Annotated in this window: 17 protein-coding genes and 2 pseudogenes; 7 read left to right on the top strand and 12 right to left on the bottom strand. The window is 60.0% G+C overall.

The genetic code is table 11. The features are described from left to right. The 3 genes from APH36_RS28440 to APH36_RS28430 all read left to right on the top strand — a co-directional run. Positions 1 to 912, top strand: a 912-nt coding sequence (locus APH36_RS28440; protein WP_060501546.1) for an ABC transporter substrate-binding protein, incomplete at its 5' end; no start/stop codon positions are given. Positions 913 to 1,237: 325 nt separating this feature from the next. Next, complete coding sequence (locus APH36_RS28435) at positions 1,238 to 2,167, top strand: ABC transporter permease (RefSeq protein ID WP_003465031.1); 930 nt, start codon at positions 1,238 to 1,240, stop codon at positions 2,165 to 2,167. Continuing rightward, entirely contained in the window at positions 2,168 to 2,962 is a 795-nt protein-coding gene (locus APH36_RS28430) for an ABC transporter permease (RefSeq protein ID WP_003465028.1), read from the top strand. Positions 2,963 to 3,311: 349 nt separating this feature from the next. On the opposite strand, the pseudogene APH36_RS28425 reads toward APH36_RS28430, so the two are convergent. The 8 genes and pseudogenes from APH36_RS28425 to argC all read right to left on the bottom strand — a co-directional run. Continuing rightward, positions 3,312 to 3,911, bottom strand: a pseudogene (locus APH36_RS28425) (methyl-accepting chemotaxis protein); the annotation flags it as partial. Between the two features lie 347 nt (positions 3,912 to 4,258). Further along, positions 4,259 to 4,735, bottom strand: coding sequence for a DM13 domain-containing protein (locus APH36_RS28420; RefSeq protein WP_011711661.1), 477 nt, complete (start codon positions 4,733 to 4,735; stop codon positions 4,259 to 4,261). Between the two features lie 73 nt (positions 4,736 to 4,808). After that, positions 4,809 to 5,837: an IS30-like element ISShes10 family transposase gene (locus APH36_RS28415; protein WP_011711660.1), complete on the bottom strand. Its 1,029-nt coding sequence runs from the start codon at positions 5,835 to 5,837 to the stop codon at positions 4,809 to 4,811. Positions 5,838 to 5,874: 37 nt separating this feature from the next. After that, positions 5,875 to 6,324 carry a methyl-accepting chemotaxis protein gene (locus APH36_RS31405; RefSeq protein WP_234452828.1) on the bottom strand — a complete coding sequence of 150 codons (450 nt, stop codon included), beginning with the start codon at positions 6,322 to 6,324 and terminating at the stop codon, positions 5,875 to 5,877. 36 nt (positions 6,325 to 6,360) lie between these two features. Continuing rightward, positions 6,361 to 7,389 (bottom strand): IS30 family transposase, encoded by a 1,029-nt coding sequence (locus tag APH36_RS28410; protein ID WP_003465026.1) that lies wholly within the window; start codon positions 7,387 to 7,389, stop codon positions 6,361 to 6,363. 24 nt (positions 7,390 to 7,413) lie between these two features. Beyond that, positions 7,414 to 8,040, bottom strand: coding sequence for a DNA methyltransferase (locus APH36_RS28405; RefSeq protein WP_003465024.1), 627 nt, complete (start codon positions 8,038 to 8,040; stop codon positions 7,414 to 7,416). A gap of 414 nt (positions 8,041 to 8,454) precedes the next feature. Beyond that, positions 8,455 to 8,610, bottom strand: a pseudogene (locus APH36_RS32935) (OmpA family protein); the annotation flags it as partial. A 413-nt stretch (positions 8,611 to 9,023) separates the two neighbouring features. Further along, entirely contained in the window at positions 9,024 to 9,953 is a 930-nt protein-coding gene (argC, locus tag APH36_RS28400; RefSeq protein ID WP_003465021.1) for an N-acetyl-gamma-glutamyl-phosphate reductase, read from the bottom strand. A 114-nt stretch (positions 9,954 to 10,067) separates the two neighbouring features. Here argC and APH36_RS28395 point away from each other — a divergent pair, with 114 nt between their 5' ends. Further along, the gene (locus tag APH36_RS28395; protein ID WP_003465017.1) at positions 10,068 to 10,952 is read left to right on the top strand and encodes a LysR family transcriptional regulator; all 885 of its coding nucleotides are present in this window, start codon (positions 10,068 to 10,070) and stop codon (positions 10,950 to 10,952) included. A 183-nt stretch (positions 10,953 to 11,135) separates the two neighbouring features. Here the strand turns inward: APH36_RS28395 and APH36_RS32410 are convergent, their stop codons facing one another. The 4 genes from APH36_RS32410 to APH36_RS28380 all read right to left on the bottom strand — a co-directional run bounded on the left by APH36_RS32410 (position 11,136) and on the right by APH36_RS28380 (position 12,919). After that, positions 11,136 to 11,348 carry a hypothetical protein gene (locus APH36_RS32410; RefSeq protein WP_223866296.1) on the bottom strand — a complete coding sequence of 71 codons (213 nt, stop codon included), beginning with the start codon at positions 11,346 to 11,348 and terminating at the stop codon, positions 11,136 to 11,138. Next, on the bottom strand, positions 11,251 to 11,736 hold the full coding sequence (locus APH36_RS32930) for a uracil-DNA glycosylase family protein (RefSeq protein ID WP_020309195.1): 486 nt from the start codon (positions 11,734 to 11,736) through the stop codon (positions 11,251 to 11,253). Before APH36_RS32930 ends, APH36_RS32410 begins: the two co-directional genes overlap by 98 nt. 73 nt (positions 11,737 to 11,809) lie before the next feature. Beyond that, on the bottom strand, positions 11,810 to 12,358 hold the full coding sequence (locus APH36_RS28385; RefSeq protein ID WP_003465000.1) for a cytochrome P460 family protein: 549 nt from the start codon (positions 12,356 to 12,358) through the stop codon (positions 11,810 to 11,812). Positions 12,359 to 12,385: 27 nt separating this feature from the next. Continuing rightward, positions 12,386 to 12,919, bottom strand: a complete 534-nt coding sequence (locus APH36_RS28380; RefSeq protein ID WP_020309197.1) for a carboxymuconolactone decarboxylase family protein — start codon at positions 12,917 to 12,919, stop codon at positions 12,386 to 12,388. Between the two features lie 117 nt (positions 12,920 to 13,036). Between APH36_RS28380 and APH36_RS28375 the strand changes: the two genes are divergently transcribed. From APH36_RS28375 to APH36_RS28365, 3 genes are all read left to right on the top strand, one after another. Then, on the top strand, positions 13,037 to 13,879 hold the full coding sequence (locus APH36_RS28375; RefSeq protein ID WP_003464996.1) for an AraC family transcriptional regulator: 843 nt from the start codon (positions 13,037 to 13,039) through the stop codon (positions 13,877 to 13,879). Between the two features lie 524 nt (positions 13,880 to 14,403). Further along, positions 14,404 to 14,964, top strand: a complete 561-nt coding sequence (locus APH36_RS28370) for a recombinase family protein (RefSeq protein ID WP_003117272.1) — start codon at positions 14,404 to 14,406, stop codon at positions 14,962 to 14,964. A 3-nt stretch (positions 14,965 to 14,967) separates the two neighbouring features. Beyond that, positions 14,968 to 17,528 (top strand): Tn3-like element ISPa40 family transposase (locus APH36_RS28365; RefSeq protein ID WP_060501544.1); only part of this gene is annotated, 2,561 nt, incomplete at its 3' end.

Below are 17,528 nucleotides of genomic sequence, written 5' to 3'. Positions count from 1 at the left end.
GAGCCTGCGGCGAAAAAGCTCGGTCTGACGCTCAAACAGGACAGCTCGCCCAAGGCCTACCCGATCATCAAGACCCAGGTCGAGAGCGGCAAGGTCACCTGGGACGTGGTGGACCTGCCCACTGGCGACTGCATCCGTGGCGAAGCCGAAGGGCTGTTCGAGAAGCTCGACCTTGCGCTGATTCCCAATGCCGCGCAAATACCCGACAGCCTCAAGGACGAATACAGCGTCGGCTACATCAGCTACTCCACGGTGCTGGCGTATCGCACGGACGCGTTCAAAGGCGCGGACGTACCCAAGACCTGGGCCGACTTCTGGGACACCAAAAAATACCCGGGCCAGCGCTCCCTACGTAACCTGCCACGTCCAACCCTGGAAATCGCGCTGCTGGCCGATGGCGTGCCGATGGACAAGCTCTATCCGCTGGACGTCGATCGCGCCTTCCGCAAGCTTGAGCAGATCAAGCCCGACATCGCCACCTGGTGGACGTCCGGCGGGCAGTCGGCGCAGCTGATCAGCGACGGCGAAGTGGACATGATCCAGGCCTGGAACGGCCGTATCACCGCCGTACAGGCCGCCGGCGCACCCGTGGCATTCGACTACAACCAGGGTGTGCTGGAAACCAACTCGTTGTGCGTCCTCAAAGGCTCGCCGCACAAGGTGGCCGCCATGAAATTCGTCAACGAGGCCATCGATGCCAAACTGCAAGCGGCGTTGCCGATGATCATCGACTACGGCCCGCTCAACCCCGAAGCCTTCAAGACCGGGGTAATCCCGGCCGAGCGCGAGGCCAAGCTGCCTTCCGCACCCGGCAACATCTCGCGCCAGGCCCTGCTCTCGGCGCAATGGTGGGCCTCCGAAGCCGGGGTCAAGGCCGAAGAACGCTGGTTGTCCTTCGTCCAGAAAAAATAGCCATCGGCCGTTGCTGCGCCGCAGGCCAGAGGCCTCGGCGCAGGACATGCCGTCTGCCCCCGCGATTTCGACATAAAGCGCTTGCGCACCGGTCAATTGCGTCCACTTCATTCGTTGGCATCCCGGTACATTAGGCCTGAGGGTCCCGCAGAGTGACCTGTGCAGACAACTCGCGCTCGCCTCAAGTACCTGCCCACCATTGGGAGTTCTTCACATGACATTACCCGAGCACCGCACCCTGCTGTCCGCCAGGACGACTGCCACCGCCAGCGCTACCCGTCAGTGCTGGATACCCTCCAGCACTGCGCAGTGACGAGAGGTCATCATGTCCAACGCCTATCTCGCCAAATCCATGCCCGACTCCAGCGACCAGCAGCACCAGCCGCCCATGACCAGCGAAGACGCCCTGGCCCGTGAAGAACGCAAGGAGCACACCTCCATGCTGTTGCTGCTCACCCCGGCGCTGGTCATGGTCGTGGTGCTGTTGATCATGCCGCTGTGCTGGCTGGCCTTTCAGTCGGTCCAGACCGAGGAAGGGTTTTCCCTGGCCAACTACATCCGGATTTTCCAGGAAAGCATTTACTGGGACACCTTCGCCCTGACCTTCAAGATCAGTTTCCTGGTGACGATCCTGTCGATCGTCATGGGCTTCCCCATTGCCTACGCCGCTTCGCGCCTGCAGGGTTTCTGGGCCAACCTGATTCTGATCTGCGTGATCCTGCCGTTCTGGACCAGCGTGCTGGTGCGGGCCTATGCCTGGCTGGTGCTCCTGCAACGCCGCGGACTGGTCAATCAGACGCTGATGGACCTTGGCATCATCGACCAACCCCTGACGCTGATGCACAACACCACTGGCACGGTAATCGGCACCCTGCACGTCATGCTGCCCTTTATGGTCCTGCCGCTGTATTCGGTGATGAAAAAAATCCCCCAGGACCTCATGCAAGCGTCCGAGAGCCTTGGCGCCAAACCCTTCTACACCTTCCGCCGGGTCTTCCTGCCGATGGCAGCGCCGGGGGTCATGGCCGGTTCCATCCTGGTGTTCGTCATCTGCCTAGGCTTCTTCATCACCCCGGAACTGCTCGGCGGTGGCCGCACGATCCTGGTGTCGATGCTGGTGCAACGCAACGTCGAGCTCTATCACGCCTGGGGCGCAGCCAGCGCAGTCGGCCTGGTGCTGCTGTTTGTGGTGTTCCTGATCTTCTGGGGCATCAATCGCTTCATCCCCATCGAACGCATCCTGGGAGCGCGCTAAATGAACCTGCTTGCCAACCTGCGTCACCTTCGCCTGTCCCACGTGCTGTTCACGGTGCTGGTCGCGGCGATCCTGCTGTACCTGATCATCCCGGTGCTGATCGTGGTACCCATGTCGTTCTCCGAGGCGCGCTTCCTGCAATTCCCTCCCAAGCAATGGTCCTTCCACTGGTACGAGGCGTTCTTCAACAGCGTGGAGTGGATGTCGGCGGCGCGGGTCAGTCTGATCACGGCATTTTTCACCATGGCCATCAGCCTGCCGATTGGTATGGCGGCCGCCTACGCCATCAACAACTCCAGCCTGAAGGTGGTGCGTACGCTGCAGATCATCCTGCTGCTGCCGATGATGGTGCCCATCATCCTGATCGCCGCCGGCGTGTTCTTCGTTTACGCCCGGGTCGGCCTGATCAGCACGCTGACCGGCCTGGTGCTGGCGCACATCATGCTCGCCTTGCCCTACGTGATCATCGCGCTGCTGGCCGGTCTGCGTAACTTCGACATGTCCCAGGAAATGGTGGCGCGCAGCCTGGGCATGAACCGCTTTCGCGCCTTCATGGCCGTGACCCTGCCGCAGATCAAGCCCAGTGTGGTCTCGGCGACACTGTTCGCCTTCATCACCTCGCTGGATGAAACTGTGGTGGCGCTGTTCATCTCCGGCGGCGACAACCAGACTCTGACCAAGCGCATGTTCACGGCGCTGCGCGACGAGATCGATCCGACCATTGCCGCTATCAGTTCGATCCTGATCCTGGCGTCGCTGATCCTGGTGGTGATTGCCGGTCGCAACAAACAATAACCAACAACGCACTCCCCCTCTGCAAACACACTTGCCCGCCATTGCGGGCAAGTGTGTTTTTGCGTCCTGACCACGCACGCCCATGCCGACGTGCAGCCCAGCACAGCCTGCCGTCACACGGCTTAATTCAGCATCTATCACCCGTGTCCAGGCCCATCTCGGGGGAACCGCAGAATTCGGAAAAAATCGTACGCTAAGCTAACGGTGTTCTCGTGACAGCTCTTTGACTAGGCTTTCTAAGGCCATTCTGATAGCCCTGACTTCCTGAAAAGCCATGGCTAAAATTTGTGCGGCTAAAAGGGATAACCGATGGTAAAGTAAGTTATCCCTGTCGAGATACTGAAAAGCGTTATCCTCGTTTTTCCCAAAACTGTTTTGCCAGTTCGCTCAGAGCGCTAGTTAACTGAGCGACAGATTTCGCACTTTGCAAATTATTCTGCCCGGTCTGTACATTGGTATCAGCAGCATCGCGTATATTGATAATACTGCGGTTTATGTCTTCACTTACTGCTCCCTGCTGCTCGACCGCAGTCGCTATTTGCGCGTTCATGTCGGTAATTTCGTTAACGCGTTGGCCAATTCCATCAAGAGCTGTAGCTGCTTCCTCTGCGTGAGCTACACTCGTGTGCGCTTGCCGACTACTTTGCTCCATGACTGTAACAGCGGATTGCGCTCGCTCTTGTAGAGCGCTGATCATGCTTTGAATATCCGTTGTCGATTGCTGTGTGCGAGCAGCAAGACTGCGAACCTCATCGGCGACAACAGCAAAACCACGCCCCTGCTCACCAGCACGCGCGGCCTCAATTGCTGCGTTGAGTGCCAACAAATTCGTTTGCTCGGCGATCCCTCGTATAACGTCAAGAACTTTTGATATCTCGTTACTTTGACCTTCAAGCTCATGAATAACCTGAGCGGCTTGCCTAATTTCACCTTCAAGGGCAGTGATTGACTGGTCTTAGTCTGCGAATCTTCATGGGAGACGGGACTAATCAGAGCCCTCGCTCTTGGATAACATTAGACGCTCGCGCGCAAAATTCCACCCATTCCGATAAGGCGGCGTATAGAGCCTTAGCGGCATCTGAGGTTGGCGCGTACTTATCTCTGTCGCAAGCCCATCTGGTGAACCGCTTCAGGGTATGCAGGCATCGTAGTCAGTGTCTGAGGGTCGGTTGAGGTCAATTTTGACTTCAAGAATCTAGACGTGGAGGGGAGGCCTCATGCCCGGCAAGACTTTAATTTCCATTGGCATGAGGCGCATGTTATTCGTGAACAGGCAAGATCCAAGTTTAAGCTTGTTTACTGATATTTTGCGGAGCCGATGAACTTAGAGAAATGCTCGCACCATATTTGGACCGTTGTAAACTCGTTGACGTTGACGCTTGCAGGAATGGTTTTCTTGAAATTCCCGAAGTTTTTCAATTCGCCAATCAGAATTGCTTCTTTCTTTATGTCCAAAAACGATTCTTTGTCGGTGGCTTGTTTCTTTGTCAGGTAAATTTTGTAGTCTGGACCAGGTGCTACATCACCTTTAAATACAATTTCGTTATCCGTAACAAAAAGTTGTCCATTCGCCCAGTGAAGGGCGTCGCTGCCTTTCTGATCTTTCTTGAACTCTCCGCTATACTTTGCCACCTTTTGCACTTCTTCAATTTCGGCGATGGTGGCGTTTTCTTGTGCTGTCAAAATCGGAAGTATATAGATCCCTAGCCCAACTCCCGCGCCAAACAGAGCCAGGTGGGACGCGAGCAGAATTATTTTTAATTGCTTTTTCATGGGTTGCCTCATGCAGTGAGTTATTTGGTGTGTCCATCACAATAGCTGGTTGCAGGATCTGAGTGCAACACGGTTATTGAATTGAAGCGGGAGCATCATGCCGCATCACCACGGCTTCTTGCATCACTTCGCCCATCACCTCGATCGGGCATTTGAAGTCGAAGCGTTTGCGCGGTCGCATATTCAGTTGCAAAGCGATGGCGTCCAGGGCTTCCTGACTATGCACCGACAAGTCCGTGCCCTTGGGCAGGTACTGGCGGATCAGTCCATTGATGTTCTCATTGCTGCCGCGTTGCCAGGGGCTGTGCGGGTCGCAGAAGTAGATCGCCACCCCGGTCCGCTGGGTGATCTCGGCGTGCCGCGCCATCTCCCGGCCCTGGTCGTAGGTCATGCTCTTGCGCACCGCCAGCGGCATGCCATTGAGCGCCGCACTGAAGCCCTCCAGCGCCGAGGTCGCCGTCGCGTCGGCCATCTTGATCAGCATCAGGTAGCCGCTGGTACGCTCCACCAAGGTGCCCACCGCCGAGGCATTGGCCTTGCCCTTGATCAGGTCGCCCTCCCAATGGCCTGGCATCAGCCGGTCTTCGACCTCCGGCGGGCGCACGTGGATGCTGAGCATTTCAGGGATCTGGCCGCGCCGATCGACGCCGCCAGAGCGCGGCCTGCGACTCGTCTTGCCCTGGCGCAGGCAGATGATCAGCTCCTTGCGCAGGCCACCGACCGGCAGGGCGTAGATCGCGTTATAGATCGTCTCGCGGCAGACGTAGGCCTCTCTGAGGCTGGGTATGTTCATGCTGCGCAGCTTGCCGGCAATCTGCTCGGGAGACAAACCCTCACGCAGCATATGGACGACCAGCTCGAAGCGCTCACTGCCCGGCAGCAGCTTGCACTGAGGCCTGCAGACCTGGCGGCGGACCTGCATCTGCTGCTGGGCAGCACAGGCCTGGTAGCGGGTGCCAGGGGCCCGGTTGCGGCGCAGCTCCCGGCTGATGGTCGAGGGGGAGCGGCCGAGCATCCGGGCAATTCGCCGCTGGCTGAAACCTTGGGCAAGGCCGAGTTGAAGGGTCGCACGTTCGGGGATACTGAGTTCGTGATAGGACATAGTGGCAGCACCGTACCGGAAAGGTCAGGTGTTGCACTCAGTTTTTGCGGCCGCCCTGGCTTGTGTGGGCTACCAGACGCTGGCCAGATGCCGTCTCAGTGTCTGCTCTTCCGGCCGCATCTGCAGCATGCTGTGCATTGCTCGCAACCTCTTGAATGCTTGCCGCCATTTGGTTTACTGCCGTTGCTATTTGATCTGTCTCTGCCTGCTGCTCAACTGTAAGTACATTGCTTGACTCAATATCCTTTAGTAGGCCTCGGGTGTGTTCGCTAAGCCGATTTGATGCATCACCTATGCGACCTACTATGGCGCCTGTTTCAGCTTGCATCATTCGTAAAGCAAACTCTATTTGGCCAAACTCATCGGTGCGCCCAGTGTAGAGGGATTGACTTAATGGGTTATTGGAAATATTCCTGGCTCTTTCAACCAGTCTTCCAAGAGGAGAGAGAATAGCCAAAACACTAACAGAGCTTAAGCTTCCTGACATTAAAGTGGGCGGTTACAGGAGCTGAGTGCAACACGGTTATTGAATTGAAGCTGGAGCATCATGCCGCATAGCCATAGCTTCCTGCATCACCTCGTCCATAACCTCGATCGGACACTTGAAGTCGAAGCGCTTACGGGGGCGCATGTTCAGTTGCAGTGCGATGGCATCCAGTTCCTCCTGGCTATGCACCGACAAGTCCGTGCCTTTGGGCAGGTACTGGCGGATCAGGCCATTGATGTTTTCGTTACTGCCGCGCTGCCAAGGGCTGTGCGGGTCGCAGAAGTAAATCGCCACCCCGGTCTGCTGGGTGATTTCAGCATGCCGCGCCATTTCTCGGCCCTGGTCGTAGGTCATGCTCTTGCGCATCGCCAGCGGCATGCCATTGAGCGCTGCACTGAAGCCTTCCATCGCCGAGGTCGCCGTCGCGTCGTTCATCTTCACCAGCATCAGGTAGCCACTGGTGCGCTCCACCAGCGTACCTACAGACGAGGCGTTGGCCTTGCCCTTGATCAGGTCGCCTTCCCAATGCCCTGGCATCAGTCGGTCTTCGATCTCCGGCGGACGTACATGAATACTGACCCTCTCAGGGATCTGACCGCGCCGATCCACGCCGCCAGAGCGCGGCCTGCGCATCGTCTTGCTTTGGCGCAGGCAGATGATCAGCTCTTTACGCAGCTCGCCGACTGGCAAGGCATAGATCGCGTTATAGATCGTCTCGCGACAGACGTAGGCATCTCTGAGGCTGGGAATATTCATGCTGCGCAGCTTGCCGGCAATCTGCTCGGGAGACAAACGCTCACGCAGCATATGCGCCACCAATTCGAAGCGCTCGCTACCCGGCAACAGCTTTTGCTTCGGTCGACACACCTGACGGCGGGCCTGCATCTGCTGCTGGGCCACGCGGGCCGAGTAGCCGCCACAGGCATCTCGATTGCGGCGCAGCTCCCGGCTGATGGTCGAAGGGGATCGGTTGATCAAGCAGGCAATCCCGCGCAGGCTGAAACCTTGGGCATGACCGATTTGAATGGTGGCGCGCTCTTCAACGCTGAGTTCGGAATAAGACATAGGGACAGCACCGTACCGGAAAGGTCAGGTGTTGCACTCAGTTTTCGCCGCCGCCCCCTTATTATCACTGCGAGGTGAATAGCTTTTCTGCCAATTGATTATGCCAATGCGATTCTCTTCGCCGAAGATTTCGTCCATGAGCATGCCAAGTCTAAATAGTTCCCTATGATCAATACAGATAGCCATAACCCCGCCTGGGGTTAGCATCTCACGCATCATCCAGATTCTGGGTGTCATGAAGCGCAACCATTTGCTGTGCTTGGACCCATCATCTTTAGGAACTACATCGCCGAGATCTGGATCGTTTGGATCCTTGTCCCACTTGTCGTTATAGCGGAAGTCCTCGCCGGTGTTGTACGGCGGGTCTGTTACTACAAGATCAACTTGACCACGATATTTATAGAGCGTGACCATCGCAGAAAGGTTTTCACCGTCCCAGATCTCATTCTCTGACTGGGCGGTTTCCTCTCCAAAGGATACTTTCTTGATAATACGATGCAGCTTCGGCTTGACCTGGCGGATGATCTGCCAGGGAGCAGCCCGCCCGGTGTAACTCATAACGATGCCATTCTTGCCAGCATCGGCAAGCGCCGCATCATGCTCCTGCAGCATACGGACCAAGGCGGCCCTCGGCAGTTGTTCGTAATCCATGCTTGCCCCTTGAATTCGTGCGGCGGCACCGAAAAGCTGAAAATTCTAGTACCGCTCGTGGATGCTTCACCATCCCTAGGGTGGCGAGTGTACTTGTGAACGTATTGATTTGGCTGTTAAACCGTTGAAAAAGACGGATCAACTGAGTTCCAAACGGGCTGCGTACTGGCTGGCAGATGCGAATCCGGCGCACGCCGCTCCCTTCTGGGCTCAAGCCCGCGAAGCGGGCATAAAGAACCCGGCCGAGGCCGGGATCCTTATGGGCTTATGGGCCGGCGTATTGGTCTGCCCAGTCCAAAGCCGGTGCCACGGGAGCTTGCACCTCCTGAGGCCAGGTTTTGGAGCCCACTGCAAATCGCCCGTAACCCATTAAAAGATAGCTGGGCATCCGACGAAAAGAGCACCAAGGCACCATTACCCTTGAGCTACAGCGCCGCTACGGGGCACCAGTTTGATTTCAACGCGGCGATTTTGGGCGCGACCCTCGGCGGTGTCGTTGGGGGCAATGGGCGAGCTGGAGCCTGCACCAAAGGTTTGCAGGCGCGAAGGATCGACGCCATTGCTGCGCAAAGAGAAAAAGGGGACTGATTTATGTGCGCCAGGCAAAGCTTGGTCGCCTGGGAATGACGGCGCAAGCCGTCACGAAATGGCGTAAGAAACCCAGCGGGTATGACCCCCGCCCGGTAAAGGTTAGCCACCGACCGGAAGCGAGTCTTGCGTGGTGACCGGGTAACCGGCGCTGCGAAGCGTAGACAGCAGAAAAGGGGATTTATTTTCCCTACTCTAAAACGGCCGCTGTTGGCCGATTGCTGCCTGTCGTGGACGACCGTTTAACTTCAAAGCCTGACTGGATTGCAAACTGCTGACACGCGTAGATTCTGTTTTCGACTCGTTTAATGCCGTCGATGCCAGGCCATAAACAGAGAGGAAACAACCGCTCGAAAATTCGAGCCATAGACTCTAGAGCCAGTGGGTAGTCGGAGTCATGTTCCTGCAACCATCAAATCCAGATTCTGCACCGCCGCTCCAGCGGCTCCCTTCCCAAGATTGTCAAACACCGCAGCCAACAAAACCTGCCCCGTCTCATCATTTTCACACACCACCAATCGCAAACTATCAGTCCCGTTAAGCGCCTGAGGATCAAGGCACGTCAACCCTTTGGCCTCCTGCATCGACATCACCTGTACATGGTCCGCATCGACGTAGTGCTGCATAAGACACGCATGCAACCGCACCGCATCCACGCCCGGCGCCAACAAGCGAAGTTGCAACGGTATGGTCAGCACGATCCCCTGCCGAAAAGCCCCATAAGCCGGCACAAACATCGGCCGCTCCATCAGACCGCTTTGCTGCTGAATCTCCGGAATATGTTTGTGTGCCAGCCCCAGACCATAAACCTGAAACGCGGGCGCCTGTGATGCGCCCTCTCCCTCATGCTCTTGCACGCCAACGCGCCCTTTTCCGGAATAGCCCGACACAGCATGAATGTTCGTCGGATAGTCCCTGGGCAGCAACCCGGCCTCCAGCAATGGGCGCAGCAGCCCTATCGCCCCCGTGGGATAGCAACCGGGATTGCTGACCCGCCGTGCCGTGGCGATGCGTTGGGCCTGCTGCGAGTTCATCTCCGCGAAACCATAGGTCCAGTCTGGATGGGTGCGGTGCGCCGAACTCGCATCGATCACCCGAACGGCGGGGTTTTCGATGCTCGCTACAGCGTCGCGTGCGGCTTGGTCGGGCAAGCAGAGAATCGCGATGTCGCAGGCGTTGATGATTTCGGCGCGACGTTGCGGATCCTTGCGATGTTCGGGGCTGAGCGTGATAAGCCGCAGATCGGTCCGGTCGCGTAGACGTTGATGGATTTGCAACCCGGTGGTGCCTTGGTCGCCGTCGATGAATATAAGAGGACTTGCCATGGAATGCTCTCGGACATAGGAAATCAGGAGTTCCAATCTTCAGTGAGGGGCTAAGATAGGAAAAGTTGAATTTCTAAACGATGAAATTCAGCTTTTCTGAACAAGGAGTGACTCATGCGCGAAATCAGCCTGGACCGTCTGCGCACGTTGGTGGCCATTGCCGACCTGGGTTCGTTTGCCGAGGCGGCCCGTGTGCTGCACCTCGCGCCACCCACGGTCAGTTTGCATATTGCCGACCTGGAGTCGCGGGTTGGCGGAAAGCTGTTGTCGCGCACACGTGGGCGCATTCAGCCTTCGGCGATTGGAGAAACGCTGGTGGAGCGCGCGCGGCGCCTGTTGGCGGATGCGGAGCAGGCGCTTGAGGACGTGGAGCGTCAGGTGCAGGGCTTGGCCGGGCGTGTGCGGCTGGGTGCCTCCACAGGGGCCATCGCACAGTTGATGCCGCAAGCTTTGGAGACGTTGGGCCAACGCCATCCCGCTATCGATGTGCAGGTCGCGGTGCTCACGTCGCAGGAAACTTTGAAGAAGCTTGCCGAGGGCTCTTTGGAGATCGGTCTGGTCGCGCTGCCACAGACCCCGGTGAAGGAATTGCGGATCGAGCCATGGCGGCGGGACCCGGTCATGGCCTTCTTGCCGGCTCGCTGGGAATGCCCGGATGTTGTGACCCCCGGTTGGCTGGCCGCCCAGCCATTAATTCTGAATGACAAAACTACTCGGCTTTCGCGCTTGACCTCGGAGTGGTTCGCCAGTGATGGACGGCAGCCCACGCCGCGTATTCAACTGAACTACAACGATGCGATCAAAAGCCTAGTGGCGGCCGGTTATGGTGCGACGTTGTTGCCGCATGAAGCCTCCACGCCATTGCCCGATACCAGGATCGTCATGCGGCCATTACAGCCCTTATTGTGGCGTCAACTTGGTATTGCCCACCGTGGTGGGGACGTCGAGCGGCCTACGCAACATGTGCTGGATGTGTTGTGGGGGTTGAGTGCGGGCTAGGGCGATGTTGTCAGAGAAAGGACCGCTTTCGACCCGGTCATACGGTGATTGAGGTCCCAGGCGTCAGCTACCGCACCTGAAGCCGTCGTTCATCGCTCCAAAGCCGGTGCCTGTCTCCGTTCGCCCAGGCCAGGGTGTCGTAGTACTTGTGCAGCAGCTCGGTAATGGCGGCGGTGTCGTCGGTCATGGGGTTTCCTTGGGGTTGGCGGTGAGGACTGCCTGGACGCGTGCTTGCAGCGCGGGCAGCACGTCTTGTTGGAACCAGGGGTTGCGCACCAGCCAGCGATTGTTGCGCGGGCTAGGGTGAGGCAGGGGGAACGCTTGCGGCCAGTGCTCGCGCCAGGCTTCGACCACCCGGGTGAGCGGCGTCTTGCCAGTACCGAGGTGGTAGTCCATGGCGTAGCTGCCCAGCACGATGACCAGCGACAGGCGCTCGAAACGCTGCATGAAGGCTTCGCGCCAGGCGGGGGGCGCACTCCGGGCGTAGCGGCAGGTCACCGCTTTTGCCGGTGCCCGGATAACAGAAGCCCATGGGCAGAATGGCGATGCGGGTAGGGTCGTAGAAGGTGTCGCGGTCCACGCCCAGCCAGGCGCGCAGACGCGCGCCGCTGGCGTCGTCGAAGGGCACGCCTGAGGCATGGACCCGGGCCCCCGGTGCTTGGCCGGCGATGAGGATGGGCGCACTCGGGTGAAACTGGAAGACCGGCTGCACGCCGTGTGGCAGATGCGGTGCGCAGCGCGTGCAGGCGCGGACGTCGGTCAGAAAGGCGTCGAGTGTCGGCATGGCGCGCTTCCGGAAAGGGTGGCTCGCGCAGGACGGAGGTGCCATCCTGCGCGAAGCGTAACCCGGCAGCAAGTCAGTGCTGGGTCAGTGTCGGATAGCCCTGGATGAATACGCGGTCGGTCTTGGCCGCCGGCACATGGCAGCCCATGCAGTCGGCTTCGTAGCTGACGGCGACATTCTTGGCGGGGGCGTCGGCCTTGAACAGCGCCCAGCCCCAGCCGTCGCCCCACAAGGGGTTGCTGGCGAAACGGCCTTTGGCGTCCTTGACCATCACGAACCACACGGCCGCATCGGAACCCCAGACCACAGGGTTGCCAGTGGTCATGGCGCTGGTTTCGAGCTTGCGGATCTCTTTCACCAGCGTGGCGCCGTCCAAGAACTTGCCGGTCTTGCGGTAGTGCTCGGCCGAGGCCTTTTCGGTGTACACATCGTGCAAGCCGCGAGAGGCGGATTTTTCGTCCAACACCGCATATGAGCCCAGGTGGACGAAGTTTGTGCGGAAGTCTGTGGGGCGGCTGATGCCGCCCTGGCTGTCCACATAGGGCGAAAAGTCGCCGGCCGTGACGGCCAGTGGCAGGACGAGGGCGCTGGCGAGCAGAGCGCCGGTGAGTGCGATTTTCATCGTGTTCTCCTTATATGCCTATGGAGATCAGACGGCGACCACGGGGAAATCCACCGTGGTGTCGGCGATGTGGTTGGTGTAGTTGGTGAGCGTGTTCAGCGCGACGTTGGCGATCACTTCCAGTATCAGGCCGTCGTCGAGCCCCGCGCGGCGGTAGTTGGCCATGGCGTCGGCCGACACCACGCCGCGTTGCTCGACCAGCGCGCGGGCAAAGCCGGCGATTGCATCGTCAAGTGCGTTGGCCGCCTGGCCGGTGCGGGCCGCGGCGATGGCCTCTGCCGACAGTCCGGCACCTTTGCCGATCAGGGTGTGTGCGCTCAGGCAATACTGGCAGCGATTGGCTTGACCGGCAGCGAGCGCAACGATCTCGCGCTGGGAGGCATTCAGGCGGCCGGTGCCCAGCGTTTCGGACAAGCCGAGGTAGCCATTGAGCGCCGCCGGCGCGTGGGCCAGCGTGGCGAACAGGTTCGGCACCATGCCAAGCTTGGCTTTGACGGCCTTGAGTGTGGCAGCGGTAGCGGCGTCAGCGGTGTCGATGGTCAGGGGGGCGATTTGGGTCATGTCTATCTCCGTAGTGGGTGAGGTGCAAGAGCACGTGGGCATGATCGCCCTTTGTTTGGTACGATATGGCACGTAAAGTATCAAATACGTAACCTATCGTCTTATATGGAGAGTGGAATGGCGGATCGACTGGCCGGCTTGCTCCGGCACTACTCGCTTTCGGCGCGCGTTTTTCACAGCGGCGCCTTCTGTGGGCAGCATCATTACGCGGCGCCGCATGGCTATATCCATCTGGTGCGGCGCGGCCCGATTACGGCGCGTTCGCCCGTGCATGAAGATCTGCTGGTTACCGAGCCGAGCCTGCTGTTTTATCCGCGCGTGGCGTCGCATCGTTTTGTCGCCGCCCCCGGCGATACCGCTGAGCGGTTGTGTGCGGAGGTCGACCTGGGCGCTTCGACGGGCAATCCGTTGGCCATGGCCTTGCCGTCGATGCTGCTGATTCCGTTGGCGGACTTGCCCGGCCTCGGGCCGACGCTAGAGTTGCTGTTTGCCGAAGCCGAGCGCGACCAGTGCGGTCGGCAGGCCGCCATCGACCGCTTGTGCGAGTTGCTACTGATCCAGTTGCTGCGTTATCTGATGGATGGGCGGCTTGGCGCCACCGGACTGCTGGCGGGCCTGGCCGACCCGAAACTCGCGCGCGCCATAACCGCCATGCACGATGCGCCGCAGACCGCGTGGTCGCTCGAGGCGCTGGCGGCGAAGGCGGGCATGTCACGCGCGCGCTTCGCCGCCGCGTTCAAGGACGCGGTGGGCGTCACGCCGGGCGACTATCTGGCCGACTGGCGGATGAACGTCAGTTGCACCCTGCTCAAGCAGGGGCGGCCGGTGGCGGTGGTGGCCGACCGCGTCGGCTACGGCAGCCCGAACGCTCTGGCGCGCGCCTTCCGCGTGCGCATGGGCTGCGCCCCGCGCGACTGGCTGGCGCAGCAGCGCGGTGACGCGGCGCTCAGCGGTTCGTGAGTTTGAGTTCGATTCGCCGGTTCTTGGCGTAGGCGGCGCCGGTGTTGCGCTCGTCGAGCGGGTGAAATTCGCATCACGCCGGAACAACTGGCGGAACTCCAGGTGGCGATCCGTCAACGGCTGGTCAGTCTGTTCGTGCGGCGCGGCCGGCTGGACAAGGCTGAGTCAGTGGCGCAGGTAGCTGGATGACGCTGTCCCGCCCTGAGCCGACGCTCACAGGCGGGGATTTCCAGTGTCGTCATTGTCGGCTATTGGCCGGCAGCAGCCCGTCGTTGCCTGATGGATCCAACCCCTCCGCTGCTATAGTGCAGTCGGCTTCTGACGTTCAGTGCAGCCGTCTTCTGAAAACGACACTGGATGTCAGGAATGGCCACGCTGCGCCGTCAGAATAGAGTCTGCTTTCACATTCTTTGACACATGCTTGCCAAGGTCATAGATTCCAACCTGACAAATTCAAGGCTTAGGGCGCAATGGAACCAAAAACCAACGTAAGCCCTACCGCCCATCCAGCCTATGGAGGCATCTTGCAGGGACAACGCATCGGTTACGTTCGGGTCAGCAGTTACGACCAGAACCCGGAACGCCAACTTGAGCAGGTCGAGATCGGCAAGCTGTTCACCGACAAGGCCTCGGGCAAGGACACCCAGCGCCCGCAGCTGGAAGCCATGCTCGGATTCGTCCGCGAAGGCGATACCGTGGTGGTGCACAGCATGGATCGCCTGGCGCGCAACCTCGACGATCTGCGCCGTCTGGTGCAAAGGCTGACCAAGCGCGGCGTGCGCATCGAGTTCTTGAAGGAGGGGTTGGTGTTCACCGGCGAGGACTCGCCCATGGCCAACCTCATGTTGTCGGTCATGGGGGCCTTTGCCGAGTTCGAGCGCGCCCTGATCCGCGAGCGGCAGCGCGAGGGCATCGCCCTGGCCAAGCAGCGCGGTGCTTACCGGGGCCGCAAGAAAGCTCTCTCCGACGATCAAGCCATCACGTTGCGGCAGCGGGCCGCTGCCGGCGAGCCGAAGGCTCAGCTCGCACGCGAGTTCGGCATCAGCCGTGAAACCCTCTACCAGTACCTTCGCACGGACGACTGAACCATGCCGCGTCGCTCGATTCTCTCGGCTACGGAGCGCGACACCCTGCTTGCGCTGCCAGAAAGCCAGGATGACCTGATCCGCTACTACACCTTCAACGACTCCGACCTATCCCTGATCCGTCAACGGCGGGGCGATGGCAACCGCCTCGGCTTCGCCGTGCAGCTCTGCCTGCTGCGCTACCCTGGTTATGCGCTGGGCAACGACACGGCGCTACCCGAGCCCGTGATCCAGTGGGTGGCCAAGCAAGTCCAAGCCGACCCCGCGAGTTGGGCGAAGTACGGTGAGCGCGACGTGACCCGCCGCGAGCACGCTCTGGAACTGCGCACCTACCTGCAACTGGCCCCGTTCGGTCTGTCGGACTTCCGCGCCCTGGTGCGCGAGTTGACCGAGCTGGCCCAGCAGACCGACAAGGGCTTGCTGCTGGCCGGGCAGGCGCTGGAGAGCTTGCGCCAGAAGCGGCGCATCCTGCCGACGCTGAGCGTTATTGACCGGGCGTGTTCGGAGGCCATTGCACGCGCCAATCGGCGGGTCTATCGCGCCCTGATCGAGCCGTTGAACCCATCGCATCACGCCAAGCTCGACGAACTGCTCACCATTAAGGCCGGCAGCAACAGCACTTGGTTGACCTGGTTGCGGCAATCACCGCTGAAGCCGAACTCGCGGCACATGATCGAGCACATCGAGCGGCTGAAGATTTTCCAACTGGTGGGCCTTCCCGACAGCCTCGGCCGGCACATCCACCAGAACCGATTGCTGAAGCTCGCCCGCGAGGGCGGGCAGATGACGCCACAAGACCTCGGCAAGTTCGAACCGGAGAGGCGCTATGCCACGCTGGTCGCCGTGGTACTGGAAAGCACCGCGACCGTGATCGATGAACTGGTTGATCTGCACGACCGCATCCTGGTCAAGCTGTTCAGTGGCGCGAAACACAAGCATCAGCAGCAGTTCCAGAAGCAGGGCAAAGCGATCAATGACAAGGTGCGCCTGTACTCGAAGATCGGCCAGGCCCTGCTGGACGCTAAAGAGTCCGGTGACGATCCGTTCGCCGCCATCGAGGCGGTCATTCCCTGGGACGAGTTCACCCAGAGTGTCACTGAGGCCGAGCTGCTGGCCCGGCCGGAAGCCTTCGACCACCTGCACCTGGTCAGCGAGAACTTCGCTACGCTACGCCGCTACACCCCAGCCTTTCTGGAGGTGCTTCAGCTCCGAGCCGCGACGGCAGCGCAAGCCGTGCTGGATGCCGTTCAGACCCTACGCGAGATGAATGCCGATAATCTGCGCAAGGTGCCCTCCGACGCACCGACCGCCTTCATCAAGCCGCGCTGGAAACCGCTGGTGATCACCCCGGAAGGCATCGACCGGCGCTTCTACGAAATCTGCGCCTTGTCCGAGTTGAAGAACGCGCTGCGCTCCGGCGACATCTGGGTCAAAGGCTCGCGGCAGTTCCGCGACTTCGATGACTACCTACTGCCTCCCGAGAAATTCGCCGCACTCAAGCGGGAACAGGCGCTGCCACTCGCGATCAACCCGAACAGCGACCAGTACCTGGAAGAGCGTTTGCAGCTGCTGGACGAGCAGCTGGCCACTGTCACCCGACTGGCAAAGGACAACGAACTACCCGATGCCATCCTCACCGAGTCCGGGCTAAAAATCACCCCGCTGGATTCCGCGGTGCCCAACACCGCGCAGGCGCTGATCGACCAGACCAGCCAGCTACTGCCGCGCATCAAGATCACCGAGCTGCTGATGGATGTGGATGAATGGACGGGCTTCACCCGCCACTTCACGCACCTGAAGGATGGCGCACAGGCGAAAGACCGGACGCTACTGCTAACGGCGATCCTGGGCGATGCCATCAACCTCGGCCTGACCAAAATGGCCGAGTCGAGTCCGGGCATGACCTACGCCAAGCTGTCCTGGTTGCAAGCCTGGCACATCCGTGACGAAACCTACTCGACGGCCCTGGCCGAGCTGGTCAACAGCCAGTTCCGGCATGCCTTCGCCGCCAACTGGGGTGACGGCACCACCTCATCCTCCGATGGCCAGCGTTTCCGTGCCGGCGGTAAAGGCGAGAGCACCGGCCACGTCAACCCGAAGTACGGTAGCGAGCCAGGACGGCTGTTCTACACCCACATCTCTGACCAGTACGCGCCGTTCAGCACCCGCGTGGTGAATGTAGGCGTGCGTGATTCCACCTACGTGCTCGACGGTCTGCTGTACCACGAGTCCGATCTGCGGATCGAGGAGCACTACACCGACACCGCTGGCTTCACCGATCACGTCTTCGCCCTGATGCACCTGCTGGGCTTCCGCTTCGCGCCGCGCATCCGCGACCTCGGTGAAACCAAGTTGTATGTGCCCAATAGCGTCCAAGACTACCCGACGCTGCGTCCAATGCTCGGCGGAACCCTGAACATCAAGCACGTCTGCGCTCACTGGGACGAGATTCTGCGGCTGGCCGCGTCGATCAAGCAGGGCACCGTCACCGCATCGCTGATGCTGCGCAAGCTTGGCAGCTACCCGCGCCAGAACGGCCTGGCCGTGGCTCTGCGCGAGCTGGG

It is taken from the genome of Pseudomonas sp. NBRC 111133, assembly GCF_001320605.1.
Lineage (GTDB): Bacteria > Pseudomonadota > Gammaproteobacteria > Pseudomonadales > Pseudomonadaceae > Aquipseudomonas > Aquipseudomonas monteilii.
This window is presented reverse-complemented; position numbering and strand designations above follow the sequence as displayed.

What these genes read in the sequence shown, in the direction of transcription:
- APH36_RS28375 (WP_003464996.1), top strand. Translation starts at nt 13,037, where the DNA reads ATGGCGGATCGACTGGCCGGCTTGCTCCGGCACTACTCGCTTTCGGCG.
- APH36_RS32930 (WP_020309195.1), bottom strand. Translation starts at nt 11,736, where the DNA reads ATGCCGACACTCGACGCCTTTCTGACCGACGTCCGCGCCTGCACGCGC.
- APH36_RS28380 (WP_020309197.1), bottom strand. Translation starts at nt 12,919, where the DNA reads ATGACCCAAATCGCCCCCCTGACCATCGACACCGCTGACGCCGCTACC.
- APH36_RS28410 (WP_003465026.1), bottom strand. Translation starts at nt 7,389, where the DNA reads ATGTCTTATTCCGAACTCAGCGTTGAAGAGCGCGCCACCATTCAAATC.
- APH36_RS28405 (WP_003465024.1), bottom strand. Translation starts at nt 8,040, where the DNA reads ATGGATTACGAACAACTGCCGAGGGCCGCCTTGGTCCGTATGCTGCAG.
- APH36_RS28420 (WP_011711661.1), bottom strand. Translation starts at nt 4,735, where the DNA reads ATGAAAAAGCAATTAAAAATAATTCTGCTCGCGTCCCACCTGGCTCTG.
- APH36_RS28395 (WP_003465017.1), top strand. Translation starts at nt 10,068, where the DNA reads ATGCGCGAAATCAGCCTGGACCGTCTGCGCACGTTGGTGGCCATTGCC.
- APH36_RS28435 (WP_003465031.1), top strand. Translation starts at nt 1,238, where the DNA reads ATGTCCAACGCCTATCTCGCCAAATCCATGCCCGACTCCAGCGACCAG.
- APH36_RS28385 (WP_003465000.1), bottom strand. Translation starts at nt 12,358, where the DNA reads ATGAAAATCGCACTCACCGGCGCTCTGCTCGCCAGCGCCCTCGTCCTG.
- APH36_RS31405 (WP_234452828.1), bottom strand. Translation starts at nt 6,324, where the DNA reads ATGTCAGGAAGCTTAAGCTCTGTTAGTGTTTTGGCTATTCTCTCTCCT.
- APH36_RS32410 (WP_223866296.1), bottom strand. Translation starts at nt 11,348, where the DNA reads ATGGACTACCACCTCGGTACTGGCAAGACGCCGCTCACCCGGGTGGTC.
- APH36_RS28430 (WP_003465028.1), top strand. Translation starts at nt 2,168, where the DNA reads ATGAACCTGCTTGCCAACCTGCGTCACCTTCGCCTGTCCCACGTGCTG.
- APH36_RS28415 (WP_011711660.1), bottom strand. Translation starts at nt 5,837, where the DNA reads ATGTCCTATCACGAACTCAGTATCCCCGAACGTGCGACCCTTCAACTC.
- argC (WP_003465021.1), bottom strand. Translation starts at nt 9,953, where the DNA reads ATGGCAAGTCCTCTTATATTCATCGACGGCGACCAAGGCACCACCGGG.